Origin of the sequence: Pantoea sp. PNA 14-12 (assembly GCF_004364735.1) — a bacterium.
Classification (GTDB): domain Bacteria; phylum Pseudomonadota; class Gammaproteobacteria; order Enterobacterales; family Enterobacteriaceae; genus Pantoea; species Pantoea stewartii.
Map to the genome: position 1 here is coordinate 39209 of NZ_SOAJ01000008.1, position 21571 is coordinate 60779.

Genomic DNA, 21571 nt, shown 5'->3' on the forward strand with positions numbered 1-21571 from the left:
TTTTTATCTGAGGAGTAAGACATGAAAGCCTGGCAGCGGCAGTTTATTGAATTTGCACTGAATAAGCAGGTGCTCAAATTTGGTGAGTTCACATTAAAGTCGGGTCGTAAAAGCCCCTATTTTTTTAATGCCGGTTTATTTAACACGGGCCGGGATTTAGCGCTGCTGGGGCGGTTTTATGCGCAGGCGTTAGTCGACAGCGGAATCGATTTTGATTTGTTATTTGGTCCGGCCTACAAAGGCATCCCTATCGCCACCACCACAGCCGTTGCGTTAGCCGATCATCACGATCGTGACGTACCTTACTGCTTCAATCGTAAAGAAGCGAAAGATCACGGAGAAGGCGGTTTGCTGGTGGGAAGCCCGCTGCAGGGTAAAGTGATGCTGGTCGATGATGTCATCACGGCCGGCACGGCGATTCGCGAATCCATGGATATTATCAATGCACATGATGCCAGCCTGGCGGGCGTGCTGATTTCACTGGACCGTCAGGAACGCGGCCGGGGTGAACTCTCCGCTATTCAGGAAGTGGAACGGGATTATTCCTGCAAAGTTACCGCGATAATTACGCTTAACGACCTGATTGATTACCTGGCTGAAAAAACGCATATGGCCGATCATTTAGCGCAGGTTCGGGCGTACCAAAAGGCGTACGGCGTCTGATAACTGGCGGGCATTGCGCCCGCCTTTGTATTACACCAGTTGTGCCGCAATCAGCGGCCAGCGGGTGTCAAAGTCGGCCGTTGGGCTAAACCGGAACTCGGAACGGACGTACCGCGATAACAGCCCTTCACACAGGGCCAGCAGCTGGCTGGCCAGTAAGGTTTCATCCGTTTGAAAGCCTTCACCTTCGCGCATTTTGCGTTCGCGCATCACCTGGCGTAGCTGCACTTCAATGCGCTCAAACAGCTGATTAATGCGCCCCTGCAGACGGTCCTGTTCAAACATTAACGCGTGGCCTGTCAAAATCCGCGTCAGCCCCGGATTACGCTCACCAAATCCCAGAATCAGTTGCACAATAAGACGCAGGCGCGCCATTGTTTCTTTTTCATCTTTCAGGATCAGATTGATGCGGGTAATCAGACTGTCTTCAATAAATTCGATCAGGCTGTCAAACATCCGCGTTTTACTGGGAAAGTGACGATAAAGCGCCGCCTCCGATACACCGACGTTAGCCGCCAGTTTTGCAGTAGTAATGCGTTGGCTGCCATCACTTGACTCAAGCATCTGCGCCAGCGCCTGCAAAATCTCCTCGCGGCGATTCCGCTTTACGACTTTTTTCTCTGCCATGCCCTTAAAAACCCCTGAATTTCACCATATACAGGCAACACCTACGCATCTGCCACAAGAGAAAGCCTTGGGGCGATGAGAAATAATAAGATTGGCGTAAGTGAAAATCGGTCGTGCTGGTTACTGACGGCCTGAGTGACCGAAGCCACCTTCACCGCGCAAGCTGGCGTCAAACTCGTCTACCAGATTGAATTCGGCCTGGACGACAGGGACAAAAACCAGCTGGGCCATGCGGTCGCCCGGCTGAAGCGTAAAGCTTTCCTGCCCGCGATTCCATACCGATACCATAAGTTGTCCCTGATAGTCGGCATCAATCAGACCAACCAGATTACCCAGGACAATACCATGTTTGTGGCCCAGGCCAGAGCGCGGAAGAATCACGGCGGCAAGGTTCGGATCGGCGATGTGAATAGCCAGACCGGTAGGAATTAATGTGGTTGTGCCGGGTGCGATTTCCATCACATCATCAATACAGGCACGAAGGTCTAACCCAGCGGAACCCGGTGTCGCATAGGTCGGCAAGGGAAACGCTTTGCCGACGCGCGCATCAAGAATTTTAACGTCTATTTTTTTCATCATAACGGCTGACAATCTCGTCTATTAAAAGTTGACCAAGGAGTGACTTATCGCTGAGCGGTAAGGTTTTTTCTCCTTCCTGCCAAAAAAGGTGAAGAGCATTGGTGTCGCTATTGAACCCGTGGCCTGCTTTTGACACATCGTTAGCACAAATCAGGTCCAGGTTTTTACGCGCGCGTTTTTTTCGGGCGTATTCTTCCACATTCTGGGTTTCAGCCGCAAATCCAACCACAAATGGCCGGCTCTGCGTTAAGGCCGCCACCCCCGCGACAATATCGGGATTTTTAATGAGCTGCAGGCTGACTTTCTCATCGTCATCCTGTTTCTTTATTTTTTCATCCGCGATCTCAATTGCCCGGTAGTCTGCCACGGCTGCGCTTGCAATGAAAATATGTTGTGCGTTTATCTCCCCCATTACCGCCGCCTGCATTTCCAGGGCCGATGTCACATCCACACGTTTAACGCCGGCGGGCGTTGGCAGGGCAACCGGACCGCTTACCAGCGTAACGCGGGCGCCGCGCTTTGCCGCCGCCGCCGCAATCGCAAACCCCATTTTTCCCGAACTGTGGTTGCTGATATAACGCACGGGGTCGATCGCTTCCCGGGTAGGGCCCGCGGTAATCATAATATTGAGATGTTGCAGGTCGTTGACGGGCGCGGCCCACTGTACGGCGTGGTCAACGATAGCTAAAGGGTCAAGCATGCGACCGGGGCCAATATCCCCGCAGGCCTGGCTGCCGCTGTCTGGCCCCCAAATTAACAGGCCGCGCGCCTGAAGCCTGACCATGTTTTCCTGCGTTACGGCAGCGCGATACATCTGCTGATTCATCGCCGGCACAATCGCGACAGGCGCTGCTGTTGCCAGCACGGCAGTGGTGACTAAATCATTGGCCATCCCTGCCGTAATGCGCGCAATCAGGTCGGCCGTGGCCGGGGCCAGCACGATCAGGTCAGCCCATTTGGCCAGCTCAATGTGTCCCATTGCGGCCTCGGCTGCCGGGTCAAGCAGATCATCAAAAACAGGATAACCGGAGACGGCCTGCAGGCTGAGTGGTGTGATAAAAGCCTTTGCGCCCTCAGTCATCATCACGCGGACATCGGCACCGCGATCGCGCAGACGACGGACCAGCTCGGGGGTTTTATAGGCAGCAATTCCACCACTGACGCCCAGAAGAACTTTTTTACCGGCTAATCCCATCATGCTGTTGACCTCATTTTCGATTGCCGTCGCAGGGACGGTGTAATGGCCGAATTTTATCACAAAACGTGGCATGCACCTTTTCAATGGCTGCGTTTGCGAGACATGCCGGAGAATCACAATCACGCGCTGGTGGCGGATAGGTTCGCACGCGATGATACAGGGGGCGATAGGGAGAGCAGCAATGAAAAATTTGCCACCACGAGAAAAACTTCAGCAATGGGGTGCGGATGCGTTAAGTGACGTAGAGCTGTTAGCGATTTTCTTACGAACAGGTTCAAAAGGCGTTCCTGTCATGATGCTGGCGCAGCAGATGCTGCAGGAGCTGGGGTCGCTTTATAATATCGTTAATGCGACGGCTGCAGACTTTAAGGGCATTAAAGGCGCTGGCGAAATCAAGTTGATTCAGATGCGCGCAGTGGCAGAACTGGCCAAACGGTTTTTCGCCAGCCAGCTGGCGCGTGAGAGCACAATTGACAGTCCCGCAGCGACGCGTCAGTACCTGCAGACATTATTGGCCAGGCAGGAGCGTGAGGTGTTTGTCGTGCTGTTTTTGGATAATCAACATCGGGTATTAATGGCCAGAGAAATGTTTTCCGGATCCATCAACAGCGTCGAAGTCCATCCTCGTGAAATTGTGCGTGAAGCCCTGAAAATCAACGCGGCTGCGCTCATCGTAGCGCATAACCATCCGTCAGGAATTGCTGAACCCAGCCAGGCTGACCGCGACATTACACTAAAAATCTGCGAAGCTTGTCGCTTATTGAATATCCGGTTGCTTGATCATCTGGTGATTGGACACGGTCAATCTGTCTCATTTGTCGAACGCGGATGGCTCTGAGCCTGAAAATCTGGTCCAGGTGGCGGCTTTTTACACGATCATTCGGGATCTTTATCTGTTCGGGACTTGAGCACTTGGGCCGAGCGGCGTATACTACGCCACCTTTGAGAATCTCGGGTTTGGCGGTTAGGCCAGCTTAGCGGGTTCCATGGAACTCGCCTGGCGGGCTGCAAGCCTGACGAGGCGGCCAAAACCTAATTTTTAAAGCTCGAGCTGATTTGATTTTTGGAGAATAGACATGTCACGAGTCTGCCAGGTAACTGGAAAGCGTCCGGTGACCGGTAACAACCGTTCCCACGCAATGAACGCGACGAAACGCCGTTTCCTTCCGAACCTGCACTCACACCGTTTTTGGGTTGAGAGCGAGAAGCGCTTCGTTACTCTGCGTGTATCTGTAAAAGGTATGCGTATTATTGATAAAAAGGGCATTGATACGGTGTTAGCCGACATGCGTGCCCGTGGTGAGAAGTACTAAGAGTACTAAGGAACTGAATCATGGCTAAAGGTATTCGTGAGAAGATCAAGCTGGTTTCCTCTGCTGGTACAGGTCACTTCTATACCACCACGAAGAACAAACGTACTAAACCAGAAAAACTTGAACTGAAAAAGTTCGATCCGGTTGTACGTCAGCATGTGATCTACAAAGAAGCCAAAATTAAATAATTTTGGTGTTCTGCTAAAAACCCGGCTCCGGCCGGGTTTTTTGTTTGTGTAATGCGCAGGGGAGAGGTTATGCCAGAGTTGCCAGAGGTAGAAACCAGCCGACGCGGCATTGAGCCACATCTGGTTGGTCAAACAATTCTTCACGCCGTCGTTCGCAACGCACGCTTGCGTTGGCCGGTATCCAATGAAATCCTCGCATTAAGCGATCAGCCAGTACTGAGTGTTCAGCGGCGCGCTAAATACCTTTTGCTTGAGCTGCCACACGGCTGGATCATTATCCATCTTGGTATGTCTGGCAGTCTGCGCGTTCTGCCCGAAGAATTGCCTGCCGCCAAACACGATCATGTTGACCTGGTGATGAGCAACGGGAAGGTCCTGCGCTACACCGATCCCCGACGTTTTGGTGCCTGGTTGTGGAGCAGCGATCTGGACGGAAGCAGCGTACTTGCCCATTTAGGTCCAGAACCACTGAGTGAAATATTCAGTGGCGACTATTTGTTTGAAAAATCCCGCGGTAAGCGAACGGTGATCAAGCAGTGGTTGATGGACAATAAAGTCGTGGTGGGCGTGGGCAATATTTATGCGAGCGAGTCACTGTTTACAGCAGGGATCCTGCCTGATCGAGCAGCGATGAGCCTGTCTCACGATGAAGCGGCGTTTTTGGCTAACACTATTAAAGCGTTACTGCTCCGCTCTATCGAGCAGGGTGGAACGACATTGCGTGACTTTTTACAAAGCGATGGCAAGCCAGGCTATTTTGCTCAGGAGTTACAGGTTTACGGCCGGGCTGGCGAACCCTGCAGGGCATGCGGCACGCCGATTGTGAGTGGGAAGCACGGGCAGCGCAGCACCTACTGGTGCCCCAACTGCCAGCATTAAGGCAGCTTTGCGAGTAAGGCCTGATGGACAGGTGCGGACAGGAAGGCAGAGACATCGCCACCATGCCGCGCCACTTCTTTGACCAGTGACGATGAGATAAAAGAAAAGCCTTCTGAAGGCATTAAAAATACGCTTTCCAGCGTTGGCAACAGGTGTCGGTTCATACGCGCGAGCTGCATTTCATATTCAAAATCGGACACGGCACGTAATCCACGAACCAGCACATTTGCCTGCTGCGCCCGGGCGAAGTTTGCCATCAGATCGCTAAAACCGACCACGTCGACATTGGGAAGATGTGCAGTGGCCTGTTGCGCCAGCGCCACTCTTTCGTCCAGCGTAAACAGCGGTTTTTTACTCGGGCTGGCGGCAATCGCCACAACAAGCCGATCAAACATCTGTGCTGCACGAGTGACGATATCAATATGGCCCAGGGTAATGGGATCGAAGGTGCCAGGATAAATCGCTTTTGTCGTCATGTGCGCCCTTCCGCCGAAGTCTTATTTAGCGCCCAAAGCGCTGCATATTTATTGAATGTGTACTGGGCATTAACGACTGCCAGTAGCCAGCCCTGTTTGCCATCAAGGAATCCGGCACGCAGCAGCAGCGTTTTTACAAAGGCACCCGCTGTATGACTGAAGACAGAAAACAGGCTGCACGTTTTTCCACGCTTGAATCTTTCCTGCGCCCAGGCTTCAGCATAAGCCAGTTGTTTTCGCTGGAAAACCATCAGGTCACGGCAGGTCAGATGCTGTAAATCCCCTTTCAGTACCTTAACGGGCGCACCTTCGGTTTTGAGTGACTCATGGACCTGATTATCGTTATAACCCAGTGTACGCGGATACAGACGCATCACTCTGTCAGGATACCAGCCGCTGTGACGCATAAAACGGCCCAGGAACAGGTTGCTACGACTGAGGCTGTAAACGGTTGGCCCCGGCGGCGCTTCCAGAACCTGTTCAATCGCCTGACGCAATTCTGGCGTCACGCGCTCGTCGGCATCGATCATCAAAATCATATCGCCACTGGCAAAACTTTGCGCCCGCTGGCGTTGTTTTCCATAACCCTGCCATTCCGTTGCCTGAAAAACCTGTGCGCCGGCCTGTTGAGCCAGCGAGAGGGTGTCATCGGTACTTCCGGAATCCAGCACGATAATTTCATCGGCCCAGCTGACTGAGGCAAGACAGTCAGGCAGCAAGGCGGCTTCATTTTTGGCAATCATCACCACTGAAAGGCGTTGGCGCGTAGCGGTCATCAATGAGCCCGTGGCGGTAAATGAGGTTCAAGTAACTGTAGCAGGCGCTGCAGCGCACCCTGATTTTGGTGCAGCACCTCGACGGCGTGGCGACCGTAATAACGACGATAGTCGTCATCCTGTAGCAAATTCGTCACTTCTTTTTCCAGCGACGCCGCGTCAGTCACAGTGATCAATCCCTGTGCCTCCTGCAGTTTGCTGCAAATATCTTTGAAGTTCCAGGTATGCGGGCCCATCAGTACCGGGATAGCATGGGCTGCCGGTTCCAGCGGATTATGACCGCCACGCTCAACCAGGCTGCCTCCTACGAAAGCCAGGTCGGCTATACCGTAGAGCAGCATCAGTTCGCCCATTGAGTCACCAATGACAACCTGTGTTGAACTGGAGGGGATCTCTCCGCTACTGCGTAAGGTAAAGCTGAAGTGACGTTTTTGAGTAAGTTCGCGCGCATCGTTGAAGCGCTCAGGATGGCGTGGTACCAAAATCAGCAGCAGATCGGGAAAGGTCTCCAGTAAACGGCGATGCGTATCCAACAGAATCGCTTCTTCACCTTCATGTGTACTGGTCGCGATCCAGACCGGACGGCGCGGAGCCCATTGGCGACGCAGCGTGACGGCGCGTGCCGCCAGCTCGGGAGTAACAGAAATATCGAATTTCAGGCTGCCGGTGATCGACAGGTGAGAGCGTTTCAGCCCAAGCTGGATAAAACGCTCACCATCCTCGGCATTTTGCGCAGCGATCAGCGTGATGCTCTGCAGGAGATTGCGCATAAACTTGCCCAGCTTGCGATAGCCTTTGGCTGAGCGTTCTGACAGGCGAGCATTGGCGATCACCAGCGGAATATGGCGCTGATGCAGAATACGGATGATATTAGGCCACAGCTCCGTTTCCATAATGATGACCAAACGTGGATTCACCATATCAAGAAAACGATTAATGGCGCCGGGTAAGTCGTAAGGCAAATAGACATGGTGTACATCTTTGCCAAAAGCGGACTGCGCGCGCTCCGAACCGGTTGGCGTCATGGTGGTCACGGTAATGGGCAGGGTAGGATAGCGATGACGCAGCGCGCGTACCAACGGCACCGCCGCCAGCGTTTCCCCCACAGAAACCGAATGCAGGACAATGCCGTCCGGCTTCACTTTTCCGGCGCAGTAGCCATAACGCTCTGCCCAGCGTTTGCGATAGGCCGGGGCTTTACGACCGCGCAGCCACAGGCGCAGCCAGATGAGTGGCTGAATGAAATAGAGCAATGCGGTGTAAATGGTCGTCATAGTTACCGTTATGACACGTTGGCGTCAAAAAAGCAGTTTAAAGTCAGATTACTGCATATTATCAGAAACAGCATAATCACTCATCTCACATCATGATTGGGTACGCAGCACCTGCTCATAGAGGGAGGTAAGGGAATGCGCCAGGTGCTGTGGGCTGTATGGCTCAACCCTGCGCCGCGCCGCTTCTCCCATTCGCGCGTCGACGGTCAGACTCGACAGGGCGTTTATCGCCTGGTTCAGGCCTTTAATATCCAGCGCATCGCGAACAAATCCTTCCTGGCCTTCGCGAATAAACTCAGCGCCGCCACAGCCGGTGCTGGTAATGACCGGTAAACCACAGGCCATCGCCTCCAGTACGACGTTGGGGAAGGGATCATATAAGGTCGGCAGCAGCAAACCATCGGCAGCATGATAGAAAGGCTGTACGTCCTGCTGCACGCCGACAAAACGCAAGCGGTCAAGGCAGTTCAGTTGATTAGCCAACTGCTGATAACGTTTTACCTGTTTGTCCTGGCCTACCACAATCAGATAACGATGACTGTTGGCCAGCGCTTCAATGGCCGCTTTCAGGCCTTTGCGTTCAAAACCCGATCCCACGTAAATCAGCACTGTTGCGTTGGTGGGCAGATTCAGTTGGGTCCGCATGGCATGGCGCGTGGCCTCGGTCGCAGGCTGAAAGCGCGTGGCATCAATCGCATTGTAGATAACGTGTATTTTGTCTGCCTGCAGCGTAAAACAGCGCAAAATGTCTTGTTTTACCATCTCAGAATTGCAGATCACCGCTTTCAGCGAGGAAGACTGGAACATGTCCGCTTCCGCCCGCAAAACGTAACGATGGTAAGGACTCAGGCTGGCACTCAGGCGCTGTAGTGGTGACACAATGCGGGCACGTTGCTCAAGCCAGACACGGTGAACGCCATCGCCAGCCCGAAAAATATCACAGCCTGCGATGCGCTCATGGCTTTGTACGATATCAAACTTCTCCCGCTCCCAGCAGGCCCGCGCAGCCTGTGCAAATCCTCGCTCGCGTGAAACCCGCCCCAGTTTGCCTGGATTACAGATGTGCAGATGCCAGTCTGGGTTGGGTTTGCCCTGCCAGCTGCGGGTAATGATATTGAGATCCAACTGCTCACTTCCCAGCGCTTCCAGCGCGCGTGAGATAAACCGTTCTGCGCCGCCATCAGGACGATATTTTTGCCGGACAATGGCCAGACGTAACTTACGCATTCAGATAGCTCCTTGCGGCATTCACGACATCCTCAACCGGGATGGCCGATAAATAACGCTGATCGGTCCGGGTATCAATAGAATCCGGATGGGGCAGAGATCCATAGTCGCCCGCCCAGATCACCCGATTGTTATCTCCCCACGGACGCCAGTGCTGCAGCTTGGTCGGTCCGAAAAGGGCGATGCAGGGTGTATCCAGCGCCGCCGCCATATGCATGGGCGCGGAGTCGACACCGATAAAGAGTTGCGCGCCCGCGATAAGCGCCGCCAACTGAGGTAAAGAGAGTTGACCCGCAAACGAGATAACGTGAGGGGAATGGCATTGTGCCAGAATACGTTCGACCATCTCCCGTTCATTTGCATCGGGGCCTGCCGTCAGTATCACTTTGCGATCGGCTTGGGCTAACTGATCGATGGTGGCCGCGACCTTGTCCTCTTCCCAACATTTAAACTGCCAGCGTGAAGTGGGCTGTAAAACAATATAGCCCCCGGCAACCTGCTGCTGACGGAGCTTGTCCTGCACTTTTTGCGCATCGTCGGGGCTGAAATGCATTGAGGCACCGATGCCTTCCGCTGGAATAGTCAATGGAGAAAGTGCGGACAGATTTTGTTCCACTGTATGTAATTGCTCATGATTTTCAGTGGTAACTAAATGCGTGTGGCACCAGCGCCAGATGGCCTTGTCACGTTTTGTGAAGGCAAAGCCAATACGTACTGGTGCACCAGATAAACCGGTGATAATGGCGCTGCGCCACTGATCGGCAAGGTTAATGACCAGGTCATACTGACAGTTGCGGACGGCAGCGACCAGCGCCATTTCATGGCGGAATTTTTGCCAGCCACCTTCCTTTTTCCAGCCGCGGTCAATGACATGCAGATGGCGGATGGCAGGATGTGCTTCCAGCATAGGACGGGTTTCTTTATAGAGCAGAACATCAATCACGGCCTGTGGGTAATGCCGATGCAAAGCATTGATGACAGGCGTGGTCAGCAGCATGTCGCCATGATGACGCAGTTTGATTATCAGTATTTTTTTCGGTGCAAACTGGACTGGAATCGGGCTTGTCATACTCAAATGCTCTCAAAATTCAGTGAGCTGATTGTAGGGCAAACCCTTTAGGGGTTAAAGCAAGTGACGGCGCTTATTTCCTGCGCCAGTAATAAATCCGTCCCAGCCACAGCAGCAGGTGATACCACTGCTTAATACCACGTGCATTGCGCAACATACGTTTGTGCGTCCCGGTCGCGAACACATCTGCAATCATCGCCTGACGCGCAGCCTCATCGGGCTCACGTCGAATACTGTGACAAACGCTCAGGGCTTCGTGCGTTACCTGATAATGGAACGTCGGGTATATTTTAACTTTATCGCGGTAGCGCGCATTAATCTCTTCCAGCATTCTGGCAATTTTCAGGTAATGGCGCTGATATTCGACATTGGCCTGTCCGGTGCGCTTGCGATTACTGATTGAAGCGTCATGCGTATGATAACGGTACAGTTGTCTGTCGGTGTAGCGCACGCGCTGCACATTGAGCATGAGTTCTGTCGTCCACGGAATGTCCTGGTGGTGTAGTCCGGGTTCGAACGCCAGCTTTGTTTTTTCAATCAGTTCACGGCGATAAATGCCCAGCCAGACAACATGCTTATAGCGATGTGTTTTCAGCGCCTTGTTAAGCCACTCTGGGCCGCTGAGAACTGTCGTGCCAGAAAGGCGCTCCAGCGGTATTAGCGGTTGAATCGCATTGTCGGCCGGAAAAAACCATTCAGCGTTACATTGCGCTACATCCAGATTATCCGCTTCTGCCATGTCTGTCAGCGTCTGGTACATGTCGGGTTTCATCGTGTCATCGGCGTCCGGAAAGGTGACGTACTTGCCGCGGGCCACTGCCAGGCCAGCATTGCGCGCACGGGATACGCCACCGTTTGGTTGGTGAATGACCCGAATGTGAGGATAGCGTTGCGCGTAGTTGTCAGCCTGTTTACCGGAGTTATCGGTGGAACCATCATCAACGATGATGATTTCAAGTGATGTGAGCGTTTGCGCCAGTAAAGACTGGATAAACCTTTCAAAACCGGCACCAGCATTAAACATCGGCGTGATAATGGACAATAAAGGCGAATTCTGTATCACGGCATTATGCATTTTAGTGAAATCTAGGCGGAACTTTGCCCGCATTATTACGAAAGCATTCAGAACTTTTTGTGCATTTAGGGTCAAATAAACGAGTAGCAGAAATTATTTTTTATGCAACTTTTGCGTGCGGGTGATCAAAAGCCCGGCTATGACTGTTTTAACCTGGGCACAGTATGAAAAATATTCTCGTCATCAGGCGCGATAACATCGGGGATATGGTGTGTACCACCCCGCTGCTGGAAGGTATTAAAAAGGTTTTTCCCGATGCAAAACTGACATTATTGGTTAACAAAGTCGCGCAGGATGTGGTGCTGAATAATCCCCACATTGATTCGCTACATGTCTATAAAAAAGCCAAACACCGTAGTAAAAACGAGAGCGCAATGGGTGTCTACTGGCATCGTTTGAAAATTTTCTGGATGTTGCGTCAGACTCGTTTTGATGCGGTAGTGCTGGCCAATCCGGTGCCCTGCAGGTACAGCCTGCGTCTCGCACGTTTAGCGGGAGCAACAAATATCATTGGCGCGGGCCAGCCTAATCAAGGGATTACCCGAAGTTTCAGTAGCGCAGATTTTTCTGGAAATCATCAGGTTGAACACACCTACTCTTACCTCTCATCGTTAACCGCTCATTTACCCGACGTTCCCCCCGTAAGAGTTTATCTGACAAAGTCAGAGCGGGAGGAGGCAGAATCGCGTGTACATGCGTTGTTTCCCGTTGAGGGCCAGACTTATGGCGTGCATATCAGCAGTCGCTGTGCAAAGCGCCGCTGGGCAATAGATAATTATGCTGCGTTTATCCATCACCTCTTAAAGGATGAAAAGGCTCGCGTATTACTGTTTTGGTCACCTCAGGGTGCGCTGGGGCCTGAGGATATGGGAGATAACGCGCGTGCTGAAAAGCTCCTGCAGTTAGTTAATTCTTCACGAATAGCAGCCTATCCTACAGGGTCAGTGCGTGATCTGATGGCGGGTTTTCATTGCTGTGATCAGATTTTGTGTAGTGACGGCGGTCAAATGCATATCGCAGCGGGTTTGCACAAAAAACAGGTCGTGTTTTTTGGTGATACGGATGCCCTTGGCTGGCATCCGTGGTCAGGTGAATACAAAATTTTGCAGTCACCTTCTGGTGAAAGCAATGATTTCACCCCGGAATACGTTATCCACGCCTGGCGAGAACTCGAGGGGAGCTCGCAAAAAGGAGAATACAGGCAGTCAACCTTCTGTGAGTCGCCTGTTTTTTTTCAGACGTCCTGAATAAGACATAGCCCCTCTCGAACATGCCGTTCCTGTCATCTGTTAAGGCGATGACAGAACGGCTAACGAGCAAAAAAATTAAGTAACGGCGAGCGCGAGGGTTCAGGTCTCCGCTAACTGCAGATATTGGTGACAAATCGTGGAAAGACTATAGATGCTTAAGTCCACCTGGTTCAAATCGGGCGGATTAGCGTAGATGTCACGCATTTTTTCAGCCAGCGAGGCGGCATTCATTTCAGAAAGACCGCGTGCTAAATCGCCGGTTAAAATACTTGCAGGTCCACCGGGGCATCGCGTGCTGACCACCGGCGTTCCACAGCTCATGGCTTCAATCAGCACATTGCCAAATCCTTCACTGTCCGAACTCAAAATCAGCATTCGCGCATGCCGTAGCCAGGGATAAGGATTCGACTGAAAGCCTGCAAATTGTACGCGGTCTGAAATACTCAATTGTTGAGCCAGACGATATAACTTTTCTTTTGCCCCTTCGTTGCCTTGACCCAGTAGAACTAAAGGTGAGTGAATCCCACTTTGCGCATAAGCATCCAGCAAACGGTCGTGGCGTTTAGTTTCATGAAAGCGCCCGATATGTAGAAGAAATTCAGTGCCTGCGAGTGGGCACGGTTCTGATGCGCGTTGTCTGATTTCATCAAAATCAAAAGGATTGAAAATCACACCGGTCCGGGAAGGTTTCACGCCAACGCGTGTAATTAGATCATCAAGCGCATACTGAGAAACGGCTATCACCTGGCGATTACGATAGACGTGACGGATTTTCTGACGTTTAAGCCACAACGAAAAGCCGGATTTGCGCGCCAGATAAGAGGCTGAAAAGACGCCGTGGATGCAGTACCAGGTCTTAAGGGCGTTAAGTGCACGCGAAGCGCTTACAATGCGGTCAGTTTTATGAAGATGTGAGAGCACTAAATCAAATTTGCCCTCCCGGGCCTCGCTGAGTCGGACGGCATTGTCCAGCAGAGTGGCACGGCGAGCTGTTTCTGTGAGCTTCCGCCAGGGGCGACGACATGTGTCGCGAATGACCTGATAATCAAGCCCTGCCGGAAGGGCATAATCGCAAACGTCCCGCAGTGAAAAAAGCGATACGCGATGTCCTTCATTGATCATACCCTGAGCCAGCGTCAGCACCACTTTTTCAGCGCCGCCGCCGGGTAACCCATCAATTATCATCAAAATACGCTTGGACAACTTACCACCTCATCAACGCCGACAATTTATGCATGATCTCAACGCTGACATTTCCCGTCATAAAAGGGATACCAAAAAACGGACCGGACTGTTCTGAGGTATCTCACTGAATATCAAGAAAACATCGCCATACTTCTACCGTATTTTTACGATGAAGACATCCTGATTAAACGCATTATTCTAGGATATCACTTAGCGGATGACCACGGATAAAGATCGCGCTGTGGACAATTATAGTTTTGCTTGCGTCGGTTGCCCTGCGTAACATAGCAGGATGATCTCTACCGCTTGTTGGATAAGTTATGGACAAACCCGCGTTTTTAATCACCCTGGATACTGAAGGCGATAATATCTGGCGCAATCGCAGTGGCAATGTCACTACGCACAATGTTCGGTTTTTGCCACGTTTTCAGTCTCTGTGCGAAAAATACGCGTTCAAACCTACCTGGCTTACCAACTATGAAATGGTTAGCGATCCGGCTTATGTTGAATTCGGGCGTGACCTTCTTTCACGGGGGCAGGGTGAAATCGGTATGCATCTGCACGCCTGGTATAGTCCTCCTGATTATGCGCTGACTGAAGATGACTGGCGTTATAAACCTTACCTGATTGAATATCCTGAAAACATCCTGCGGGATAAAGTCGCCCGTATGACGGATTTGCTTGAGACCGCCTTTGAGACAAAAATGCGCAGTCATCGGGCCGGTCGCTGGGCCTTTAATGAAATATACGCACGCGCACTAATTGAGCATGGTTATCTGGTGGACTGCTCCGTCACACCACGTGTTGACTGGCGCAATTCGTTGGGGGCACCTCAGGGAACGGGCGGTACCGATTACAGTGGTTTCCCTGACCAGGCTTATTATGTCGATATCAACGATATTTCGAAACCTGGCGACTCGACCTTATTAGAATTACCGATGAGCATTCAGTACCGGCATGGCGCATTGAAAAATACGCTAAAAAAAGCCTGGGATAATGTTCGGGGTAAATCAAGAGGAGCAAGGGTAAACTGGTTGAGGCCCGTGGGTGGAAATCTGGCACAAATGAAACAGGTGGTTGAACAAACCCTGGCGCAGGGCAATGATTATGTTGAGTTCATGCTGCATTCGTCTGAATTTATGCCAGACGGGAGCCCGACCTTCAAAAACCACGCTGATATAGACCGTCTGTATGATGATTTGGAACAGCTGTTTAGCTGGCTTCAGGTACGCACTCAGGGCATGACGCTGACTGAATACGCCCTAAAGAAAAAACATTCCCCGGTGTCATGACCGGGGGAACGTTAAAGGCCCGCTATTGGCTTTTGTAGCGAAGCCATGAAAAAAACGTGTCGACTTCCGGGTAGCGCATTTGCATGTATTTTTTTGTTTTGCAACTGCCCTTGCAAAGACGTGCCGCAGACTTGATTGCGTGTTTAGTCTGATTGTCATAATGATAAAAGCCATAAACTTTTTTCGACATGCTTTTGACTTCATTAAAGCAATTAACGATCATGCCCGCCGCAAGATCGCGCAGTTCATTATTTGACTGCGCCATCGTACACATTTTGTTCATCGCGAACAGCATATCCTGAATATCACTCTTACGTACATTCCGCGTAATACTGTGGTTGTTATCACGGTAGTAATAGAGGGTGTTCTCAAGATGAGCGATTTTTTGTGTTTTCAGGTATTGAAAGGGAGTGAACATCACGTCCTCGTAACGTCTCCCTACTTCAAAGCGCTCACCTTCCAGCAAAGTGCGTCTGTAAATGCGATTCCACAGGTGCCACATGGATCGGGTAAAGAGTGAATTCAGGCAATTCAACCCCTGACCTGAAAAATCGTACGCGATGCGTTGGGGCAGTTCGTCATCTGTGGCTTCCGGAATACTGTGCTCAAATCGGGCATAATTAAAATCAATCAGGTCATCCACATCGGCTAACAATAGCGGCCGGATAATTGAGAGATAGTTCCTGCTGAGCAAATCATCAGCATCCAGAAAGGTAATGAATTTACCTTTGGCTTCCTGAAGGCCTGCATTGCGGGCAGCAGAAACGCCCTGATTAGTTTGCTGGATAAATTCAACTGAACAGGGTGGATTTGTGCTCAGCAATTCTTTAACACGCAGCGCAGAGTCATCTGTCGAACCATCATCGATAATGATGACCTGGATATCCTCACCTGCCTGAATGAACAGCGACGTCAGGCAAGAATGAATATATTGTTGACTATTATATAGAGGGATGATGATGCTTAATAGCCAGTCCCGGTGTTGACTCATTCCGTTTCCTGTAATCCGTCGGATGTTTTTATGAGTAAGATACTCATGATGACAGCCAGGCAATAGATCAATGTGCCTTCAGTACTGAAAAAGATGACGTCGCTCAGACCATAGGTTATGAGCGAAATGGTCACGGCCAACAACGCTGGATTACGATAAGGCAGCAGAGCATTATATAATAAACAGAAATACAGGCCAATCAGCGCCAGCACGCCCAGAATGCCTTTAATCGAAAAGGTTTCCATTACTTCGTTATGCATGTGAACCGTGAGATAAGTAAGCGCGCCATAAAGTGCGGGTTCTTTTGCCACAATGGCTTTTGCTTCCTCCGCTCTTTGCTCAGCGGACTCTCCCCAAATGGCTTCTGAGCCTGTCCGAAATGCCACAGTTTGCATACTTAAGCGCGAAATAATCGAGTTTTCACCTTTTTGCTCATGCTTATGCGCAATATCTTCATTAAATTGTTGAATGCGCAAAGCAATAACGTTATGGAAGATGGCTGCACTTAGCGCAATCATCACAGGGACCAGCGTGAACAGAATGATTTTATGTCGGCGGCTGATGATGTGAGTACTCATCAGCACAATGATCAAGGTCAGGACTGGATAAGCAAGCATCGCGGCCCGCGTTCCGGTCAGCACGATCGAAGCATAGCTAAAGGTAAAGGCAGCAAGGAAAAGCAGGACTCTGTGTTTTGATTTTAAGAGTAAGACCGCTTTAATGAAAACCAGGTTAACCGCCGTAATAATATAGGCGGCAACCGTCGCCCTGTCGAAATTCAGCTCTACACGATGAATATGCATGTCAATGCCCTGGTAAATCGCATAGCCGTTCACAACCAGCCCACAAAGAATGGCAGCAATGATTGTATTTTTTTGCAGGGCTGCTTTTTCATTGAGCGTCACAAGTAAAATAAATGCGGCAGCAATCTGTAGTCGCCCTGTCGACTGGTACTGTCTATAAAGACTAATAAAATCACCGGGCTGTTTATAAATTACTGTCCAGATTATGCTGATAATCCCAACAGCAAAAAATGCCCCAGGTAATATTAGGTTGCGTTTGTTAACGAGATAAGTTTTTAGATTGAAAACGACCAATAAAAAAGAGAGATAACTCGTCAGATAAAACGCATTTCTGCCAAGAGAACCACCGAACGGCGAAGTAATAAAGGAAAAGATACACCCTATAAAAATAAGTATTTTTATAGTGCGAGATAAGGCCTCTTTTTTAATAATTAAATGGTCAGTTTTCATTTTTTTCTTATAACGTCCATTAAAGCATCGTTAAATTCTGTCTTAAACAGCGCATAATCAAAATGTTCTGCTGTCCAGTTTTTTGCTGTGTCACTGTATTGCTGATAGGTTTCATGCTGAGATAAAACGTCAACGGCATCGGCGCAATCAATATGAGAAACCAGTTTGGCGTCTTGCATTACATCCCGCACAGGATCGTAAATCTTATAAGGGAAATCCACATGAATTCCTGTTAATTTTTCATGTTCATCAATCGTTACTGAAGGAATCAACCCCAGGCCACATTGTTGATGCCTGACCACTTCAGGTTGTCCATCGATCATCGGGAATATCACGGGGACGCCGAAATAGAGTGCTTCCATACAGGAAAGACCAAAGGGTTCAGTGACAGGTGTGCTGAGATAAATATCAATACGATTGAAAAATGCACCAATGTCATGCTGAAAACCGCTGAAAGTAACGAATTCGCTGATATCTAAACGTTTAGCGAGTGCAACAAAAGCATCATGATCGGGCCCTTTTCCCGCAATTTCCAGTACGACATTCCGGCCGCGCTGGCGTAATTCCTTTAAAGCTAACAGCGCGACGCTAATACCCTTCAGGCTAACCTGACGAGCAGCAGTGCCGAGACGGATCGGGTTATTTAGCGTCCGGATGCCAGAATGGATTCCCTGAGGCACCATGATGCGGTTAATCACTACGTGATGGGGACAGGGCAGATTAAAACGAAGCTGCATCACGCGATTAGAGGCATAAGAAGCAGAAATGACACCATCCAGCATGGCCATAAAGCCCAGCGTTTTTTTATTTTTGGGATATCGCCATGAGCAGCCATGATCGTAATAAACCAGACTTGCCCGCTCAGGTTTTGCGCTTAATCCCGGAATCAAATCCCAGACGACGATTACATCGGCATCGCTCGACTCTACGCGCTTTTGTAGCAAATATTTCCGAAGAAATTGTGGGACTTTTATTTTCAGGTTATTTAACCATCGATTGGCGAAGATGATTTTTTGTTGAGGGATGTGACGGCGAATGTCATCATCGATCTCGTTACTGATGCAAATAACATCGTCACGCCCGTCAGAAAAATCGTTGATGTACTGTAGGAAAAGACGCTCAACGCCACCCATTTTGCCGAGATTAATGATATGAAGTTTCTTCATGCGGTAATCTCAAAAACCATATCTGCCACGTCCTTAGCGCTAATATCTGCCAATTTGCTGCCCTCTGCAGGCCGCAAAACATGCTGATTTTGTCCGTAACCACCAATCAAGCCGGGATCGGTCGGACCGTATAACGTTATATTGGGTCTGTCCAGTGCTGCTGCCATATGGCTCAAACCTGTGTCTACTGAGACAACAGCTTTCGCACCTGCCAGCTGCTGAGCAACCGCTTCAAGAGTGAGCCTGGGCAATACCTCTACATGCTCAAAACCCTCAGCCAGCCGGATCGCACGCTGATGCTCATGTTCAGCGCCCCAGGGCAGTTTTACGCGCAAACCTGTCGGCTGGAGCCGTTCAATTAACTCGCGCCAGTGGGATTCTGGCCAGTGCTTGTTATCACGGGTCGTGGCATGCAGGAAGACCAGATAAGCGTTTTCACCCTGTAATGCCACATTGCGGAAATGGCCAGCAATAGCATAGTCTCCCTGCGTTTGCGGCTTCTCATAACCCAGGCTTTTCGCGAACAGTTCCCGGGTCCTCTCCACTGCGTGTTGCTGCTTACTGACCTCGTGCTTTTTGTCGTACCACCAACTGGCAAAGGGTTCACGCGCACTGCGGCTGTCCAGACCGTGCTTGACACCTTTAGCCAGACGCGTCACGAGTGCGGCACTCTTAATCAGCCCCTGAGCATCAATCACCACATCATAGTGGCGAGACTGTAAATCGCGTTTAAATCGAACCCGTTCTTCACGCTGCTCGCTGCCGAACCAGTGCTTACGCCAGCGACGGATTGCAACGGGCAGAACCTTATCAACGGCGGGATGCCATGCAGGAATCTGGGCAAAATTTTCTTCTACCACCCAATCAAAACGAATACCGGGAAGGGCATGCATAGCATCAGTCAGGGCAGGTAACGTATGGAGCACATCCCCCATTGACGAGGTTTTAACAATCAGGACGTGCATGAACTCTCCTGGGCTTCACGCAACAAACTGCGTAATGTTTCATGGACTTGTGAAGGCTGGATGTCAATCAGGCTTTGATGGTAGCCCTGCTCAGCATCCCCTTTACGGACGCGATGGTAACCGCTGATTAAACGGATGATACGCGCCTGATCCGACAGCGGCGGGGTGAAGTCCGGGCTACTGGGACCATATAAAGCCACCAGTGGGCGGTTCAACGCGGCGGCAATGTGCATAAGACCAGAATCATTGCTCACTACCGCCCGGCACTGGGCCAGCAGAATGACAGCCTGTTCCAGCTGGGTTTGACCTGCCAGATTGCGGCAATGCTTACGACTTTTCTCGGGCAGCGACGCGATGATTTCTTCGCCAGTGGGGCCATCTTTTACTGAACCGAACAGCAGGATCTGAAACCCTTCGCGAATTAACTGTTCTGCCAGTGCGGCGTAGTGAAAATGCGGCCAGCGTTTTGCCGGACCAAATTCGGCCCCGGGGCAAAAGCCAATAGCCGGGTGCTCAGAGGAAAGTTGAAACTGCGCAGCCATTACGCTTTTTTCCGCTTCGCTGACCTGTAACTGCGGTTTCAGCAAGGGTTGTGGCAGTTGACGGGCTGAACGGAAAGGCGTGTCATAGGCCAGCGCAACATAACGCTCTACCATTAAAGGAAACGCGGCCTTATCCAGTACCCGCACATCATTCAACAGACCATAGCGCATTTCTCCGCGCCAGCCGACGCGGCGAGGAATACCCGCAAAAAAGGGCACCAATGCCGATTTGAATGAGTTGGGCAACACGTAAGCGCGATCATAACCCTGATCGCGCAGTGATTTACCCAAACGGCGGCGCTCGCCTATCGCCAGCGCACCATGGCCGAGTGGCATGGCCAGCGCCTGATTCACTTCAGGCATTCGGGAAAGTAAAGGACGGCACCATTCAGGTGCCATCACATCAATCACCGCATCAGGATGTTCGGCCTTGAGCGTACGATAGAGACTTTGCGACATCATCATATCGCCGACCCACGACGGGCCGATCACCAGAATTTTCATTACCGGTATCCGTTCCTTAGACGTTGCGGTTTAACCAGGCCATATATTCAGACACGCCCTGTGCCACTGTTTTAAAAGGCTTGTCGTAGCCTGCCTCACGCAGTTTCGTCAGATCAGCCTGGGTATAAGCCTGATAACGGCCTTTCAGTTTTTCCGGGAAAGGAATGTATTCAATTTCACCTTTCTGATGGAAATTAAGCACGGCGTCCGCAACTTCCTGGAACGATTCGGCGCGGCCTGTGCCGCAGTTATAAATCCCGGAAATGCCGTTCTCCCAGCACCACAGATTGACTGACACAACATCATCAACATGAATAAAATCGCGTTTAAAGCTGTCGCTGCCCTCGAACAGTTTTGGATTTTCGTCATTACTGATCTGCGTATTCAGATGGAAGGCAACGCTCGCCATACTGCCTTTGTGGCCTTCGCGCGGTCCGTAAACGTTGAAGTAACGGAAACCACAGACTGGTGACGTTGCTTCTGGCAGAATCTGGCGTACATAGTGGTCAAACAGCATTTTTGAGTAGCCGTAAACGTTTAACGGCTGCTCGTACTGACGCTCTTCGATGAAATTCTCATTGCGTCCACCATAGGTGGCTGCCGAAGAGGCATACAGAAAGGGGATTTCACGCTCAAGGCAAAAGTGCAGCAGGTCTTTTGAGTACTGATAGTTATTATCCATCATGTACTTACCATCCCACTCCGTTGTGGCTGAGCAGGCACCTTCATGGAACACCGCTTCAATCGGACCAAGATCTTCACCCGACATGATGTAGGTTAAGAACTCTTCTTTATCCATGTAATCTGTGATGTCCAGATCGGCAAGATTCACGAACTTGGTGCCATCTTTCAGATTATCTACGACCAGAATATCTGTATGGCCACGATCGTTCAGCGTCTTAACGATATTGCTGCCGATCATACCTGCGCCACCGGTTACGATAATCATATTGCTACCTTTAACGTTTTGTGGTGAAACGGGACGTCTCACGCGTAATGTCACCATCATAACATTTCATCCCGTCACAGACAGCCAGATGACTCCGTAAGGTCAGGACCTAAAATGCCTGTGACGTGAA

23 protein-coding genes are annotated in these 21571 nt (G+C 50.7%); 7 read left to right on the forward strand and 16 right to left on the reverse strand.

The window, feature by feature from the left end; all coding sequences use genetic code 11:
• Positions 1–21: 21 nt before the first annotated feature.
• Positions 22–663, forward strand: a complete 642-nt coding sequence (pyrE, locus tag C7434_RS20765) for an orotate phosphoribosyltransferase (protein ID WP_006121244.1) — start codon at positions 22–24, stop codon at positions 661–663.
• Positions 664–693: 30 nt separating this feature from the next.
• Here pyrE and slmA read toward each other — a convergent pair whose 3' ends face one another.
• The 3 genes from slmA to coaBC form a co-directional block, all read right to left on the reverse strand.
• Positions 694–1290, reverse strand: coding sequence for a nucleoid occlusion factor SlmA (gene slmA / locus C7434_RS20770; RefSeq protein ID WP_006121245.1), 597 nt, complete (start codon positions 1288–1290; stop codon positions 694–696).
• 120 nt (positions 1291–1410) lie between these two features.
• Positions 1411–1869, reverse strand: coding sequence for a dUTP diphosphatase (gene dut, locus C7434_RS20775; RefSeq protein ID WP_033738053.1), 459 nt, complete (start codon positions 1867–1869; stop codon positions 1411–1413).
• On the reverse strand, positions 1847–3067 hold the full coding sequence (gene coaBC, locus C7434_RS20780; protein WP_033738125.1) for a bifunctional phosphopantothenoylcysteine decarboxylase/phosphopantothenate--cysteine ligase CoaBC: 1221 nt from the start codon (positions 3065–3067) through the stop codon (positions 1847–1849). The genes dut and coaBC overlap by 23 nt, the downstream gene beginning before the upstream one ends.
• 181 nt (positions 3068–3248) lie before the next feature.
• On the opposite strand from coaBC, the gene radC reads away from it, so the two are divergent.
• The 4 genes from radC (at position 3249) to mutM (ending at position 5447) form a co-directional block, all read left to right on the forward strand.
• A complete protein-coding gene (radC, locus tag C7434_RS20785; RefSeq protein WP_033738055.1) occupies positions 3249–3905 on the forward strand; it encodes a DNA repair protein RadC in 657 nt (218 codons plus the stop codon).
• A 238-nt stretch (positions 3906–4143) separates the two neighbouring features.
• Entirely contained in the window at positions 4144–4380 is a 237-nt protein-coding gene (gene rpmB / locus C7434_RS20790) for a 50S ribosomal protein L28 (protein WP_006121249.1), read from the forward strand.
• A gap of 20 nt (positions 4381–4400) precedes the next feature.
• Entirely contained in the window at positions 4401–4568 is a 168-nt protein-coding gene (rpmG, locus tag C7434_RS20795) for a 50S ribosomal protein L33 (RefSeq protein ID WP_001051798.1), read from the forward strand.
• A 69-nt stretch (positions 4569–4637) separates the two neighbouring features.
• On the forward strand, positions 4638–5447 hold the full coding sequence (gene mutM, locus C7434_RS20800; RefSeq protein ID WP_133745874.1) for a bifunctional DNA-formamidopyrimidine glycosylase/DNA-(apurinic or apyrimidinic site) lyase: 810 nt from the start codon (positions 4638–4640) through the stop codon (positions 5445–5447).
• Here mutM and coaD read toward each other — a convergent pair.
• The 6 genes from coaD to C7434_RS20830 all read right to left on the reverse strand — a co-directional run bounded on the left by coaD (position 5444) and on the right by C7434_RS20830 (position 11344).
• The gene (coaD, locus tag C7434_RS20805) at positions 5444–5923 is read right to left on the reverse strand and encodes a pantetheine-phosphate adenylyltransferase (protein ID WP_006121252.1); all 480 of its coding nucleotides are present in this window, start codon (positions 5921–5923) and stop codon (positions 5444–5446) included. The two genes, mutM and coaD, sit on opposite strands and share 4 nt — an antisense overlap.
• The gene (locus C7434_RS20810; RefSeq protein WP_033738060.1) at positions 5920–6699 is read right to left on the reverse strand and encodes a glycosyltransferase family 2 protein; all 780 of its coding nucleotides are present in this window, start codon (positions 6697–6699) and stop codon (positions 5920–5922) included. The genes coaD and C7434_RS20810 overlap by 4 nt, the downstream gene beginning before the upstream one ends.
• On the reverse strand, positions 6699–7973 hold the full coding sequence (gene waaA / locus C7434_RS20815; protein WP_033738061.1) for a lipid IV(A) 3-deoxy-D-manno-octulosonic acid transferase: 1275 nt from the start codon (positions 7971–7973) through the stop codon (positions 6699–6701). Before waaA ends, C7434_RS20810 begins: the two co-directional genes overlap by 1 nt.
• Before the next feature lie 90 nt (positions 7974–8063).
• Positions 8064–9200 (reverse strand): glycosyltransferase family 4 protein, encoded by a 1137-nt coding sequence (locus C7434_RS20820; RefSeq protein ID WP_006121256.1) that lies wholly within the window; start codon positions 9198–9200, stop codon positions 8064–8066.
• The gene (rfaQ, locus tag C7434_RS20825; RefSeq protein WP_033738063.1) at positions 9193–10269 is read right to left on the reverse strand and encodes a putative lipopolysaccharide heptosyltransferase III; all 1077 of its coding nucleotides are present in this window, start codon (positions 10267–10269) and stop codon (positions 9193–9195) included. The genes C7434_RS20820 and rfaQ overlap by 8 nt, the downstream gene beginning before the upstream one ends.
• Before the next feature lie 73 nt (positions 10270–10342).
• A complete protein-coding gene (locus tag C7434_RS20830) occupies positions 10343–11344 on the reverse strand; it encodes a glycosyltransferase (RefSeq protein ID WP_133745875.1) in 1002 nt (333 codons plus the stop codon).
• A gap of 164 nt (positions 11345–11508) precedes the next feature.
• Between C7434_RS20830 and C7434_RS20835 the strand changes: the two genes are divergently transcribed.
• Positions 11509–12591: a glycosyltransferase family 9 protein gene (locus C7434_RS20835; RefSeq protein WP_133745876.1), complete on the forward strand. Its 1083-nt coding sequence runs from the start codon at positions 11509–11511 to the stop codon at positions 12589–12591.
• Positions 12592–12693: 102 nt separating this feature from the next.
• Here the strand turns inward: C7434_RS20835 and C7434_RS20840 are convergent, their stop codons facing one another.
• Positions 12694–13779 (reverse strand): glycosyltransferase, encoded by a 1086-nt coding sequence (locus C7434_RS20840; RefSeq protein WP_133745886.1) that lies wholly within the window; start codon positions 13777–13779, stop codon positions 12694–12696.
• A gap of 320 nt (positions 13780–14099) precedes the next feature.
• Between C7434_RS20840 and C7434_RS20845 the strand changes: the two genes are divergently transcribed.
• Positions 14100–15071 (forward strand): polysaccharide deacetylase family protein, encoded by a 972-nt coding sequence (locus tag C7434_RS20845; protein WP_054632871.1) that lies wholly within the window; start codon positions 14100–14102, stop codon positions 15069–15071.
• A gap of 22 nt (positions 15072–15093) precedes the next feature.
• Here the strand turns inward: C7434_RS20845 and C7434_RS20850 are convergent, their stop codons facing one another.
• From C7434_RS20850 to rfaD, 6 genes are read right to left on the reverse strand one after another with little or no spacing between them, the layout of a single operon-like run.
• Positions 15094–16062: a glycosyltransferase gene (locus C7434_RS20850; RefSeq protein WP_033738069.1), complete on the reverse strand. Its 969-nt coding sequence runs from the start codon at positions 16060–16062 to the stop codon at positions 15094–15096.
• Positions 16059–17315 (reverse strand): O-antigen ligase family protein, encoded by a 1257-nt coding sequence (locus tag C7434_RS20855; protein ID WP_133745877.1) that lies wholly within the window; start codon positions 17313–17315, stop codon positions 16059–16061. The genes C7434_RS20850 and C7434_RS20855 overlap by 4 nt, the downstream gene beginning before the upstream one ends.
• Positions 17312–18481: a glycosyltransferase gene (locus C7434_RS20860; protein ID WP_054632874.1), complete on the reverse strand. Its 1170-nt coding sequence runs from the start codon at positions 18479–18481 to the stop codon at positions 17312–17314. Before C7434_RS20860 ends, C7434_RS20855 begins: the two co-directional genes overlap by 4 nt.
• Complete coding sequence (gene rfaC / locus C7434_RS20865; RefSeq protein WP_054632875.1) at positions 18478–19446, reverse strand: lipopolysaccharide heptosyltransferase RfaC; 969 nt, start codon at positions 19444–19446, stop codon at positions 18478–18480. The genes C7434_RS20860 and rfaC overlap by 4 nt, the downstream gene beginning before the upstream one ends.
• Positions 19434–20492, reverse strand: a complete 1059-nt coding sequence (gene rfaF / locus C7434_RS20870) for an ADP-heptose--LPS heptosyltransferase RfaF (RefSeq protein ID WP_133745878.1) — start codon at positions 20490–20492, stop codon at positions 19434–19436. Before rfaF ends, rfaC begins: the two co-directional genes overlap by 13 nt.
• Positions 20493–20508: 16 nt before the next feature.
• Positions 20509–21441, reverse strand: coding sequence for an ADP-glyceromanno-heptose 6-epimerase (rfaD, locus tag C7434_RS20875; RefSeq protein ID WP_033738074.1), 933 nt, complete (start codon positions 21439–21441; stop codon positions 20509–20511).
• Positions 21442–21571: the final 130 nt, after the last annotated feature.